A 12630-nucleotide genomic window follows, 5' to 3' on the forward strand; every position below is an offset into this window, starting at 1 on the left:
GAGAGGCCATGAACTACCTGAATCAATTCCTGTTCGGGATCTACCCGTACCTCGCGCTGGCGATCTTCTTCCTGGGGAGCCTGATCCGCTTCGACCGCGAACAGTACACCTGGAAGTCGGAATCCAGCCAGACCCTCAACACTGGCATGCTGCGTCTGGGCAGTCCGCTGTTCCATGTCGGTATCCTTGGCCTGTTCTTCGGCCACGCGGCCGGCCTGCTGACCCCTGTGTGGGTGTGGGATACGCTGGGCGTCAGCCACACCGTCAAGCAGCTGGTGGCGATGACCGCCGGCGGCATCATGGGTTCCATGTGCCTGCTGGGACTCCTGATGCTGCTGGCCCGCCGTTTCAGCAATGAGCGCGTGCGTGCCCGCACCACCTTCAAGGACAAGATCGTGCTGCTGTGGATACTGGCGACGCTGCTGCTTGGCCTGTCGTCGATCTTCGTCTCGGCCGGCCACATGGACGGCCACATGATGGTGCTGCTGATGACCTGGGCACAGCATATCGTCACCTTCCGTGGCGACGCGGCGGGCTTCATCGAAACGGCGCCGCTGATCTTCAAGCTGCACCTGTTCATGGGCATGTCGCTGTTCGTCATCTTCCCGTTCACCCGCCTGGTGCACATCTGGAGCGGCTTCGGTGCGGTCACCTATCTGGCCCGCGCTTATCAACTGGTGCGTTCGCGCTAAGGAGCAGATCATGGGTATCGCAGTCAACGGCGTGGACATCAACGACAGCGCCATCGAAGCGGAAATCGCACACCACCAGGAGGCCAGGAACCCGCTGCGCGAAGCGGTGCACGAAGTGGTGCTGCGCCGCGTGCTGCTGGACGAGGCGCAGCGGCTGGAGATCGCCGGCGACAGCGATGATGAGCGCATCGAAGCATTGTTTGCCCAGGAGGTCACAGTACCGGAGGCGGATGAAGAGGCCTGTCTGCGCTACTATCTGAGCCAGGCTGACCGCTTCCGCAGCGGTGACTTGGTGGAAGCGCGCCATATCCTGTTCCAGGTAACGCCGTCCGCGCCGCTGGACCTGCTGCGGCAGACAGCGGAAGCCATCCTGGCCGAGCTGCAGGCACAGCCCGAGCGCTTCGCCGAACTGGCCGGCCAGTATTCCAACTGCCCATCCGGCGCGGTTGGTGGCAGCCTGGGACAGCTGGCGCGCGGCCAGTGCGTGCCGGAGTTCGATGAGTTGCTGTTCCGCCTGCAGCCGGGCGAATTGTCCGGGCGCCTGCTGGAAACCCGCTTCGGCTTGCATATCGTGCAGGCGCAGCGGCGCGTGGCGGGGGAGGTGATTCCCTTCGCAACCGTGAAGGCGCAGATCGCGGACGAGCTGCAACGCCAGTCCTGGCAGCGCGCGCTGCACCAGTACCTGCACATTCTGGTGGGCCGTGCCGATATCGAAGGCGTGGAGCTGGAAGGCGCAGACACCCCGCTGGTGCAGTAATGTTAAGCGATCGCTTTGGTCGTTCGATCGACTATCTGCGGGTGTCGGTGACGGATCGCTGCGATCTGCGCTGCACCTACTGCATGCCCAAGGATTTCAAGGGCTATGAAGACCCGCCGGACTGGCTGACCTTCGGCGAGATCGAACGCGTGGTCGCCGCCTTCGCCCGCATGGGCACCTCGCGTGTGCGGCTCACCGGCGGCGAGCCGCTGACCCGGCGTAACATTCCGCAGCTGGCATCGCGCCTTTCTTCACTGCCGGGCATCAGCGATCTGTCGCTGTCCACCAATGGTACGCGGCTGGCGCGTTATGCCGACGCGCTGAAGGCGGCCGGCGTCACCCGCGTCAATGTCAGCCTGGACACACTGGACCGCGACTGCATGGCCAACATCACGGGGCGCGACTGCCTGCCAGTCGTGCTGCAAGGCCTGCAAGCGGCGAAAGCGGCTGGCCTGGCGCCGGTCAAGATTAATATGGTGGCGATGCGCGGCGTGAACGACGCAGAAATTGACGCCATGGCTGCCTTCTGCATCGAGCAGGAATTCATGCTGCGCCTGATTGAAGTGATGCCGATGGGCGAGACAGGGCAGAATACCTCGTACCTGAATCTGGCCCCGGTACAGGCGCGCCTGGCCGAAAAATTTAAGCTCAAGCCGCAAGCGCTGGAACTGGGCGGCGGGCCGGCCCGCTATTGGGGCACCGAGGACGGCAAGGCCAGCATCGGCTATATTACCCCCATGTCGCAGCACTTCTGCGCCACCTGCAACCGCGTGCGGCTGTCGGTGGATGGCACGCTCTATCTGTGCCTTGGCCAGGAACAGCAGTTCCCGCTGCGGCCCTTGCTGCGCGGCGGCGCCAGCGATGCAGAGCTGGAGCTGGCGATCCGCGAAGCGATCGAGCTGAAGCCGCAGGAGCACGACTTTAACCGCAAGCCGGACAAGATTATCCGCTTCATGTCGCAAACGGGTGGCTGAGCCTGCGTGTATACTAGTGTGGTACACCTACGGAGAAATGCATTGAAACCGACCCTGTTCGCGAGCTGGCAAAAACTGTCGACACGCATCGTCGGGGTGTTCCTCAGTTTTCTGGCGATCGCCTTGCTGGTGATAAGCTCGACGCTGCTGCTGTCATGGCAACTGGAAGGCAGCGCTGCCGCCATCAATGTGGCCGGCAGCCTGCGCATGGAAAGCTACAAGCTGGCGATGCTGGCCGGGCGGCTGTCCGACGGCTCCGACCACGCCAAGGCCGTGAATGGCATGCGCTCGCAGATACAGCGCATCGACAGCACACTGGAGTTGCTGCGCCAGGGCGACCCGCAACGGCCCTTGTTCCTGCCGCCCACGTCGGCGATCCGCACCGTCTACGGCGAAGTGCAGCGCGAGTGGCGCGCCGAGCTGGTGCCGCAAGTTGAGGCGCTGCTGGCGCCGGAAGCACCGGCCAGCGCGCCGGCTTCCGCCTCGCATACGGTGCAGCAGCTTGCCGAGCGCTTTGTGCTGCGCGTCGATCATCTGGTGCAGCGCATAGAACGCGACAGTGAGAACCGCACCTTCTGGCTGCGCGCTTCGCAACTGACGTTGCTGGGGCTTGCGCTGGTCGGCACGGTCAGCATTATCTATCTGCTGTTTGACATGATCGTGGTGCCGGTGACACGCTTGCAAGGCGGCCTGGAACGTATGCGCGAGCAGGACTTCAGCGTGCGGTTGCCAGTCAACAGCAATGACGAATTCGGCATGCTGGCGCACGGTTTCAACCAGATGGCCGACAAGCTGAAAGACTCATACGCCCAGCTTGAGCAGCGTGTGCAGACCAAGACCGGTGAACTGGAACAGCAAAACAAGGAACTGGCGCTGCTGTATGACAGCGCGGCTTTCCTGCAGCAGCCGCAGTCGGCGGAAGCGATGTGCAAGGGATTCCTGCAACGCATCAGCGATTACTTCGGCGCCGACGGCGGTTCGGTGCGTGTGCTCGACCCCAACCGCAACAACATCCACATGCTGGTGCATCGTGGCATATCGGAAGAGCTGGTGGAGTCCGAGCGTTGCCTTAAAGTGGGCGATTGCCTGTGCGGCGAAGCGGTGGTCAGCAAGCTGGCGGTGATCCACGACCTGCGCCGCCGCGCCGATACGCACAATCTGAAATGCCACCGCGAAGGATTTTCGACGATTTCGATCTTCCACATCTTCGCGCAGCGCCAGTACCTGGGCTTCTTCAATCTGCACTTCCGCAAGATCACCGTGTTCACGCCGGCGCAAACGGCGCTGCTGGAGACGCTGGGGCAATTGCTGGGAACCGCCATCGAGAACCAGCGCCTGCAAGTGCGCGAGCGCGAGCTGGCCATTTCCGAAGAACGCAACCTGGTGGCGCAAGGCCTGCACGACAGCATCGCGCAGGGTCTCAACTTCCTGAATTTGCAAGTGCAGATGCTGGAACAATCGCTCAAGCAGCAGCGCATCGATGAAGTGGAAAGCATCGTGCCGATGCTGCGTGCGGGCGTCGATGAAAGTTATCAGGACGTGCGCGAGCTGCTGCACAACTTCCGCACCCGGCTGCAAGAGGGCACGCTGGTGTCGTCGCTGGAAACGGTGGTGGACAAATTCCGCCGCCAGAGCGGCATCGCGGTGGACTTCGATGCGGACAGCGACGGCGCGCCATTCCCGCGCGAGCATCAGCTACAACTGCTGTTCATCGTGCAGGAGGCCTTGTCGAATGTACGCAAGCACGCCTCGGCCAGCCAGGTGCAGATACGCCTCGCCGACGATCAGGATTTCACGCTCAGCATCAAGGACAACGGCCACGGCTTCGAAGTGCAGAAGCTGGAAACGCTGGGCGAAGGCCACGTCGGCGTCAACATCATGCGCGAACGGGCGCAGCGCATCGAGGCGCAACTGGAATTGAAATCACAGCCGGGTGCAGGCACCGAAGTGGTACTGCACCTGCCGCGCGCGCAACGCCGCGCCGCATAGAAAGGAAAACATATGGAAGACACGATCACGGTCCTGCTGGTTGACGATCACACGCTGTTCCGCAGCGGCATACGTTCGCTGTTGCAGCGTAATCCGGAATTCTCCGTGGTGGGCGAGGCGGCCGACGGTTTTGAAGGCGTGAAACGCGCGCAGCAACTCAAGCCGCAAGTGATTCTGCTGGACCTGAACATGCCTGGCATGTCGGGCGTGGAAACGCTGCAACTGCTGCGCCAGGACTGCCCGGAAAGCGCGATCGTGATGCTGACCGTGTCAGAGGACGCCGAAGACCTGAGCACGGCGCTGAAAGCCGGCGCCAGCGGCTATCTGTTGAAGAATATCGACACCGACTACCTGACCCGCGCCATTCGCCGCGCCGCCGCCGGCGAAACCGTGGTGGCGGAAGCGATGACGGCCAAGCTGGTCGCCCAACTGCAAAGCGGCAGCGTGCCGCCAGCGGCGTCCGAACTGGACAGGCTGACGCCGCGTGAACGCGAGATTCTGGACTGCCTGGCGCGTGGCGAGAGTAACAAGGGTATTGCGCGCATATTGGACCTGGCCGAGAGCACGGTGAAGATTCACGTGCAAAGCGTATTGAAGAAGCTGAAGCTCAGCAGCCGCGTACAGGCGGCAGTGTTCGCGGTGGAGCACCGAAAACAAAACGGCGCCTGAAGCGCCGTCGATTAAGCTCGCTCAGTTACCACCGCAGCACCCGCCGCAGCAACCACCAGCCTTCTCGGCTTGCGGTGCAGCGGGATAGCCGGCAGCGGCCAAACCCATGGTCAGCATGCGTGGCGAGACGCGCGACTCGTCCAGCTGCACGCTGGCCAGGCCATCGAGCAGCGAAACGCGCACGTCGCTGACGCCGTCCATGCTGCTCAGTAGTTCAGTGATTTTGTCGGCGCAAGCTTCGCCGTTCATGCCGTCGATATTCAGTACAGCGGTTTGCATGGCAATCCTTTCAAATAGATGTCGCAACAGTGATAGCCTAGCGCAGCATGCGCACCGCCACGACAGCTAATTGCGAGTTTCTTGATCCAGGTTATGAATATCGGGCGTGCCTCTTCACCCGTGCTCGGAGAGCGCGGAAAATGAGGATGTACTTTCAAAGGAAATGAATCATGACACTGCTCCGCATCGACGAACCAGCACGCGCCCAAGATGGACATCCCTTGTGGCGCCTGGGCTTCCGTCCGTTCTACATGGTGGCGTCCATCTTTGCCGCGCTGGCGATTCCGCTGTGGATGGCGCAGTACTTCGGCTGGCTGCCGCACAGTCTGGGCCTCAATGTCGGCTATATGTGGCACATCCACGAGATGGTGTTCGGCATGGCGGCGGCCGTGGTGGTGGGCTTTCTGTACACGGCTGGCTATAACTGGACTGGCTTCTGGACGCCGGTGCGCGGCAAGCTGGCCGCGCTGGTGGCGCTGTGGCTGGCTGGCCGCGTGGCGATGCTGATTGCGCCGCCGCTGGCTGCCGCCGTCATCGACTGGCTGTTCCTGCCGTTTGCCGCGTGGCCGCTGTTCCGCGTGATGCAGAAGGCGAACAACAAGCGCAACTACTTCCTGGTCGGCTTGCTGGGCCTGATGGCGATAGCCAACGCAGTGTTCCACGCGATTGCGCTGGGCTGGCTGGCGGTCGCGCCGACCGAGCCGGTGCAGGCGGCGATCCTGGTCATCGTGATGATGGAAGCGGCCATCGGCACGCGCATCATCCCCATGTTCACGCGTAACGGCGCGCCTGGCACCACGCCGCTGGTGCAGCCGAAAGTGGACCGCGCTTCGCTCGGCCTGCTGGCCGCGTCGGTGCTGTGCTGGGTGGCGCATGCGCCGAAGTGGCTGTTCGCGCCGGTGGCGCTGGCCGCCGCCGCGCTGGTGCTGGTACGCCTATACCGCTGGCAGGCATTGCGCACGCTGTCGGTGCCGCTGCTGTGGATTATGCATTTGTCGTATGCGTGGATTGCCGCCGGTTTCGTGCTGCTGGTGCTGTCGCGCTGGAATCTGGTCAGCGCCAATGCCGGCTTCCACGCGCTGACGGTGGGTTCGATGGCTGGCCTGATACTGGGCATGATCACGCGCACCACGCTGGGCCACACCGGCCGTCCGCTGAAAGCAGGGCGTGCCGAACGGCTGATGTTCAGCCTGATCCAGTTGAGCGCCTTTACCCGTGTCGCGTCTGCGCTGGGGCTGGACACGCCGCAAGGCCTGCTGTTGATGGTCAGCGCGGGGCTGTGGACGGCGGCCTTTATTGCCTATGCCGTCGTCTACGTGCCGTATCTGTCGCGCGCGCGGGTTGACGGAAAACCTGGCTAAATTAAAAATGTTTATTTTGTAATTTGCGTGAACTTCGTTTTATAATTGAATGCGAATAATTCTCATTCAATTATAATGACACTGACCTTAGACGAAGTCTTTATTGCGCATCGCCCGCAGCTGCGACAAATGGCATTGAACATTGTGCGCGCCGCCGACTTTGCCGACGATATCATGCAGGATGCCTACCTGCGGCTGCCGCAGACGGGGCGCGTGCACAAGCCGCTGTTTTACTGCTATCAGGTGGTGCGCAATCTAGCGATGGACCATTTCCGCCATCGCAGCACTGAGGCCAGCTATCGCACCTACGGGCTGGATGTGGATGCGCTGGAGCGCGCCTGCGACGTCACGCCGGAGCGGATATTGAATCAGCGGCGGGTCGCGGCGGCAATTGCTCAGGCGCTGACCATGCTGCCGTTGCGTACCCAGCGCGCCTTCGAACTGCATCGGCTGGATGAGTTGACGCAGCGCGATATCGCCGTGCGCCTGGGCTGTTCGGCGACGCTGGTCAACTTCATGCTGCGCGATGCGGCAGCGGCAGTGCAGGACTGCCGCGCCCTGATGGACGACGAACTTACTGCTTGACCAGTTCCACCCGGCGGTTCTTTTCCCGGCCCGGCTCTGCGTCATTCGTAAGAATTTTTATTGTTCGCTAGCGCACAATCCGCGCCATGCGCGCGATCTACAATCGTCGCAAACACTTCAAGGGAATCACCAATGAAAAAACTGATGCTGGCGTTCGGCGTGGTGCACGCAACGATCGCCTTATTATTCACGGCCGGGGCGATCTTCCTGATCGTCATCGGCGCGCAACTGGGCTGGCATGCCGTGCATGCGGATTCCGGCCTGGCCGCAGCGCAGGAGGTGATCGAAGCGATCGGCATCCTGGCGGCGGCAGTGGTAGCGCTGCAAATCGCCGAAACCATCGTCGAGGAAGAAGTCGTGCGCGACGCGGACATCAGCGCGCCGACCCGCGTGCGCCGCTTCCTGTCGCGCTTCTTTGTAGTGGTGGTCGTGGCGCTGGCGATTGAAGGCCTGGTCGCCACTTTCCGCGCCGTGCACGACGACGCCAGCGAACTGCTGTACGTCGCCGCGCTGGTGTCCAGCGTTGGCATCCTGCTGGCGGCCTGGGGCCTGTTCGTCCACCTCAACCGCTCGGCCGAGGAACTGGAGCCGGAAGCCATGCAGGAAGCGCAGGCGGAGGATGAAAAACTCAAGCCTTAATGCGATTGCAGGCGGCGTTCCGGATGCACCGCTTCGTTCGCCGCTTCTTCACCTTGTTCAAACACCAGGCGGCGGGTCGGGGCGTTGGCGTCCACACCCAGTTCGCTGAACACTTCCAGAGCGCCCAGCAGCACTGCCTGCTGGGCGTTCATGTATTTGACGTAAGCGGAATTGAGCACATAAAACACCAGCTCATATTCCAGCGCATCCTGCGTCACCGATTTGAGATGCACGCGGTCGGCGCGCACATCGGGCTGGCGGTCGATGACGGCCTTCAGCGCGTCCGGCACCTGGGCCGCCAGTGCGGCCGGCGTCGATGGATTGATCTTCAGCGAGAACTGCACCCGGCGCGTCTGCATGCGCTTGTAGTTGCGCACCACGTTTTTCAGCAGCTCCGAGTTGCCGATGATGATTTGCTCGCCGCTGTCGGAGCGGATGCGCGTGGTCTTCAGCCCCACATGCTCCACCGTGCCGGAAACGTTGGTGATGGCGATTGAGTCGCCCACTTCAAACGGCTTGTCGACTGCGATCGACAGCGACGCAAACAGATCGCCCAGCACATTCTGCACCGCCAGCGCCACCGCGATACCGCCAATACCCAGGCTGGCGACCAGCGCGGTGACATTGATACCCAGGTTGGACAAGGCCGCCAACAGGAAGATCACCCAGATGGTGGTCTTCAGCGCCCACACCATCAGCGTGTTGGCGACGGTGGTCGGCGAATCGGGATTCTCCGCATGGTTACGGAAATAGCGGCGCGCGCCCAGCGTGGCGGCGCGGTCGAAATACAGCACCAGCTGGAAGCCCAGTACGATGAACCATAGATGGCCGAGGCGTTCTTCCCACAGCGGTGGCATCTCCAGCATTTTCAGACCAACCAGCAGCGATACCGCCAGTACCGCCAGCACGCTGGTGCGATTCAGTGTCTCCTTGAGCAATTGCGCGACCGGATGATCGGTGCGGCCGCTGGCGTCGGCGCGGCACAAGCGCCTGCGCAGCAAACGCAGCAGGCCATAGATGGCGAAGAAGGTGATGGCGGCGCCGGCTGCGGCAATCAGCAGTTCCTCGCCGTCCACATTGGAAAAGGGCGCCAGATAGCGTTGGATATTCAAATCGGACTCCTTGGGTAAGGCTGAAACGCCTCATCCTAGGCCGCCACGCCCCACGGCTCCGTTCGTTGCATCACACCTTGGCTGGATTATGATTTCTGCTCGACAACTCCGCCCAGGCATTGCAGGATGGCGCAGTCCCTGGCGGCAAGATTTTGCCCGCACAGGCCGCGTATGTCTTTCAATTGCTGCTCCAGCGCACGCAATTCGGCGATGCGCTGGCTGACCTGCGTGATGTGCTGGTCCAGCATAGCGTTGACCGCGCCACAGCGCTGGTCTGGCGCGTCGCGTACCGCCAGCAGGGTGCGGATTTCGTCCAGTGCCATGTCCAGCGAGCGGCAATGGCGGATGAATTGCAGCCGCTCCAGGTGCTGGGGTCCGTACTGGCGATAGTTGCTGGCGGTGCGCGCCGGCTTGGGCATCAGGCCGGCGCTTTCGTAGTGGCGGATCGCCTCCACCGTGTAGCCGGTGCAGCCGGCCAGTTCTCCGATTTTCATTGCTTGACCTTGCAGTAACTTCAGGGTTTGTAATGGCGACTATAACGTAAAGGAGGGGGTATGTCTGGAGGCTGTTGCGCGCCGCCCAAGCCGGCGGTCGATCGCCGCTACCGGCGCATCTTGTGGATTGCGCTGGTGCTGAATGCACTGATGTTCTTCGTAGAGCTGGGTGGTGGCCTGGGCGGCGATTCGGCCTCGCTGCTGGCCGATGCGGTCGATTTTCTGGGGGACGCCGGCAATTACGGCCTGTCGCTGATGGTGCTGGCCTCCGCCGCATCATCGCGCGCCCGTGTGGCGCTGATCAAGGGCTGGACCATGGCGGCCTATGGCGGCTTTGTGCTGGCCAAGGTGGCCTGGGATGCGACTACCGGCAGCGCGCCGCAGCCCCTGACAATGGGCGTGATCGGCTTTACCGCGCTGCTGGTGAATGGCGGCGTGGCGCTGCTGCTGTACGCCTACCGCGAGGGCGATGCGAATATGCGCTCGGTCTGGCTATGCAGCCGCAATGACGCGATCGGCAACCTGGCGGTGATGCTGGCGGCGCTGGGCGTGTTCGGCGTGGGCAGCGCCTGGCCCGACCTCGCGGTGGCGCTGATCATGGGCGGGCTGGCGGTCAGTGGTGCGCGGCAGGTGATCGGACAGGCAAAAATGGAGCTGAAAGCGTCATAAACATAGCCGGATTTGGTGATTTTCGTAATTGCCTTGTTGAAAATGAAGAAGCACAATGACGGCACATCTCCATTTCAAGAGAGGATTATGAGACAGCTCGCCCACACGCCGGTATACACCGCGCTCGCATCGATTTTTGCCATTTCCACTTCCGCGCTGGCCGCGCCTATCGCCACCCTGGACCGCGACGGCGCCTTCGTATCGATAGAGGCCTATGGCCCCAACGTCGTTCACGTCACCATCGCGGTCGACAAGGCCGAAGTGCTGAAAGGCCCTGGCTACGGTATCCTGCCGAAGAACGCCGACAACAGCGCCTTCCGCCATAGTGGCAGCAAGGACGGCGATGTGTTCACCTCGTCCGCGATGTCGGTGCGCGTCAACCCGGCGCCAGCGCCGACCGTGCCGACGCAAGGCCAAAAGTATTTCGCGCCGTCACTGGCGCCGGTTGGCCTGCAAGTCACCAACGCCAAGGGCGAGAAAATCGTCAGCCTGACCGGCTGGGAGATGTCGCCGCAAACCGTCAACACCGAAAAGACCTACCAGGTCGGCGCCTCGTTCTCGGTGGCGCGCGATGAGCATTACTATGGCATGGGGCAGAACCAGGAATCGCTTGGCGCGCTGGACCTGCGCGGCCGCACGCTCGATTGCAAGCACTGGTACGATGCGCCGGCTGGCGAGAGCGTCTGCGTGCCGTTCATGGTGTCGTCCAAGGGCTATGGCATCGTCTGGGACAACCCGTCCGCCACACGCTTTGTCGCCGGGATCAACGGCCGCACCGGCTTCCAGTCGAATGTGGGCGAGCGTGTCAGCTTCTTCATCATTACCGGTTCGACACCTGAAGAAATCTACTCCGGCTATGCGCGCGTGACCGGCAAGACGCCGATCCCGCCCAAGTCGGCCTTTGGCCTGATCCAGTCGAAAGCCCGCTACGACAGCCAGCAGGAGCTGATGCGCGTGGCGAAGACTTACCGCGAGAAGAAGTACCCGCTGGATATCATGGTGCTGGACTGGTTCTACTGGACCCGCATGGGCCAGATGGATATCGACCCGGCGCAGTTCCCCGATCCGAAAGGGATGAACAAGCAGCTGCACGACATGGGCATGGAATCGATCATCTCGATCTGGCCGCGCTATGAAACCTCGGGCCGCTATTTCAACGAGCTGGATAGCAAAGGCTATCTGCTGAAGGACAAAGATGGCAAAACCGTAGACGGCTTGCCATTCCGTTCCGACCGCACCGGTGGCCTGATTGATGCCACCAATCCTGCGGCGCGCAAGTGGTTCTGGGAGAAGGCGCGCGACAACATTCTGTCGCAAGGCTTCGACTATCCATGGCTGGACGAGACGGAGCCGGACCTGGTGCCAAGTGGCTTCTTCTATTCGATCGGCTCGGGCGACCGGTATCACAATCTGTTCCCGCTGCTGCATGTGGAAGGCGTGGCCGAGAACCTGCGCGCGTGGAAGCCGAACAAGCGGGTACTGATCCTGTCGCGCGCCGCCTATCTCGGTTCGCAGCGCAGCGGTGCGCTGTTCTGGTCCTCGGACATCAAGCCGACCTGGGAAGCACTGGCACGCCAGGTGCCGACCGGTTTGAACATGACCGCTTCCGGCATCGCCTACTGGGGCAATGACATCGGCGGCTGGCAGAAGCTGACGCAGGTGCAGTCGGACGTGCAGAATCCGCTGCTCGATCCATCGGACGCCGTCAGCGTGGTCGGCAACTACCGCGACTATCCGGAGCTGATGACGCGCTGGTTCCAGTACGGGACTTTCCTGCCGACGCTGCGCCTGCACGGCGACCGCAAGGAAGGCGAGATCTGGTCCTTCGGCAAACAGGCGGAAGCCGTGATGGCGCGCTTTAACACGCTGCGCTATCAGCTGATCCCTTACATCTACTCGCAGGCCAAGTACACCCACGATACCGGTGCACCGTTCATGCGTCCTTTGTGGATGGACTTTGCCAATGATCCTAACGTGGCCAATATCGGCACGCAGTATATGTTTGGCCCGGCCTTCCTGGTGGCGCCGGTGACCGAGCAGGGACAGACCTCGAAAGATGTCTACCTGCCGGCGGGCGCCGACTGGTATAACTTCTGGACCAACGAGAAGCTGAGCGGCGGGCGCTGGGTGAAGGTGGCGGCACCGATCGACCAGATGCCGGTGTTCGTCAAAGCCGGTTCGGTGGTGCCGATCGGCGCCGAGATCCAGTCCACCGCCACCAGGCAGGCGATTGCTGCCATCCACGTCTATCCGGGCAAGAGCGGCGAGTTCCGCCTGTATGACGACGATGGCGTCAGCTATGACTATGAGAAAGGCAAGTCGACCGTCACCGTGCTGAAATGGGATGATGCGGCCGGCAAGCTGAGTGGCGGCGGCTCGGCAGCTGTCAAGGTGATCGGCAAGTAAGTCC

At 62.2% G+C, this 12630-nt stretch carries 13 protein-coding genes; 10 read left to right on the forward strand and 3 right to left on the reverse strand.

Annotation, left to right across the window (positions count from 1 at the left end; translation table 11 throughout):
- The first annotated feature begins 8 nt into the window (after nucleotides 1-8).
- The 5 genes from narI to KW842_RS17480 are packed head-to-tail and all read left to right on the forward strand — an operon-like array spanning nucleotide 9 to nucleotide 5081.
- Nucleotides 9-692 (forward strand): respiratory nitrate reductase subunit gamma, encoded by a 684-nt coding sequence (narI, locus tag KW842_RS17460; RefSeq protein WP_218305386.1) that lies wholly within the window; start codon nucleotides 9-11, stop codon nucleotides 690-692.
- A gap of 10 nt (nucleotides 693-702) precedes the next feature.
- Nucleotides 703-1449 (forward strand): peptidylprolyl isomerase, encoded by a 747-nt coding sequence (locus KW842_RS17465; protein WP_218305387.1) that lies wholly within the window; start codon nucleotides 703-705, stop codon nucleotides 1447-1449.
- Nucleotides 1449-2423: a GTP 3',8-cyclase MoaA gene (moaA, locus tag KW842_RS17470; RefSeq protein WP_218305388.1), complete on the forward strand. Its 975-nt coding sequence runs from the start codon at nucleotides 1449-1451 to the stop codon at nucleotides 2421-2423. The genes KW842_RS17465 and moaA overlap by 1 nt, the downstream gene beginning before the upstream one ends.
- Before the next feature lie 42 nt (nucleotides 2424-2465).
- Nucleotides 2466-4412, forward strand: coding sequence for a type IV pili methyl-accepting chemotaxis transducer N-terminal domain-containing protein (locus KW842_RS17475; protein ID WP_218305389.1), 1947 nt, complete (start codon nucleotides 2466-2468; stop codon nucleotides 4410-4412).
- A gap of 12 nt (nucleotides 4413-4424) precedes the next feature.
- On the forward strand, nucleotides 4425-5081 hold the full coding sequence (locus KW842_RS17480) for a response regulator (RefSeq protein WP_218305390.1): 657 nt from the start codon (nucleotides 4425-4427) through the stop codon (nucleotides 5079-5081).
- A gap of 21 nt (nucleotides 5082-5102) precedes the next feature.
- Here the strand turns inward: KW842_RS17480 and KW842_RS17485 are convergent, their stop codons facing one another.
- Complete coding sequence (locus KW842_RS17485) at nucleotides 5103-5360, reverse strand: heavy-metal-associated domain-containing protein (RefSeq protein WP_218305391.1); 258 nt, start codon at nucleotides 5358-5360, stop codon at nucleotides 5103-5105.
- Nucleotides 5361-5530: 170 nt separating this feature from the next.
- On the opposite strand from KW842_RS17485, the gene KW842_RS17490 reads away from it, so the two are divergent.
- The 3 genes from KW842_RS17490 (at nucleotide 5531) to KW842_RS17500 (ending at nucleotide 7945) form a co-directional block, all read left to right on the forward strand.
- Nucleotides 5531-6721: an NnrS family protein gene (locus KW842_RS17490; protein WP_218305392.1), complete on the forward strand. Its 1191-nt coding sequence runs from the start codon at nucleotides 5531-5533 to the stop codon at nucleotides 6719-6721.
- A 75-nt stretch (nucleotides 6722-6796) separates the two neighbouring features.
- Nucleotides 6797-7306 (forward strand): sigma-70 family RNA polymerase sigma factor, encoded by a 510-nt coding sequence (locus KW842_RS17495; protein ID WP_218305393.1) that lies wholly within the window; start codon nucleotides 6797-6799, stop codon nucleotides 7304-7306.
- A 132-nt stretch (nucleotides 7307-7438) separates the two neighbouring features.
- Nucleotides 7439-7945 (forward strand): hypothetical protein, encoded by a 507-nt coding sequence (locus tag KW842_RS17500; RefSeq protein WP_218305394.1) that lies wholly within the window; start codon nucleotides 7439-7441, stop codon nucleotides 7943-7945.
- On the opposite strand, the gene KW842_RS17505 is transcribed toward KW842_RS17500, so the two are convergent.
- Together KW842_RS17505 and cadR are read right to left on the reverse strand one after the other, a co-directional pair.
- Nucleotides 7942-9057: a mechanosensitive ion channel family protein gene (locus KW842_RS17505; protein ID WP_218305395.1), complete on the reverse strand. Its 1116-nt coding sequence runs from the start codon at nucleotides 9055-9057 to the stop codon at nucleotides 7942-7944. The genes KW842_RS17500 and KW842_RS17505 overlap by 4 nt on opposite strands.
- A gap of 86 nt (nucleotides 9058-9143) precedes the next feature.
- The gene (gene cadR, locus KW842_RS17510; protein ID WP_218305396.1) at nucleotides 9144-9551 is read right to left on the reverse strand and encodes a Cd(II)/Pb(II)-responsive transcriptional regulator; all 408 of its coding nucleotides are present in this window, start codon (nucleotides 9549-9551) and stop codon (nucleotides 9144-9146) included.
- A 60-nt stretch (nucleotides 9552-9611) separates the two neighbouring features.
- On the opposite strand from cadR, the gene KW842_RS17515 reads away from it, so the two are divergent.
- Together KW842_RS17515 and KW842_RS17520 are read left to right on the forward strand one after the other, a co-directional pair.
- A complete protein-coding gene (locus tag KW842_RS17515) occupies nucleotides 9612-10220 on the forward strand; it encodes a cation transporter (RefSeq protein ID WP_218305397.1) in 609 nt (202 codons plus the stop codon).
- A gap of 87 nt (nucleotides 10221-10307) precedes the next feature.
- Nucleotides 10308-12626, forward strand: a complete 2319-nt coding sequence (locus tag KW842_RS17520) for a glycoside hydrolase family 31 protein (RefSeq protein WP_218305398.1) — start codon at nucleotides 10308-10310, stop codon at nucleotides 12624-12626.
- Nucleotides 12627-12630 lie beyond the last annotated feature (4 nt).

It is taken from the genome of Duganella sp. sic0402 (genome assembly GCF_019219065.1).
Lineage (GTDB): Bacteria > Pseudomonadota > Gammaproteobacteria > Burkholderiales > Burkholderiaceae_D > Rugamonas.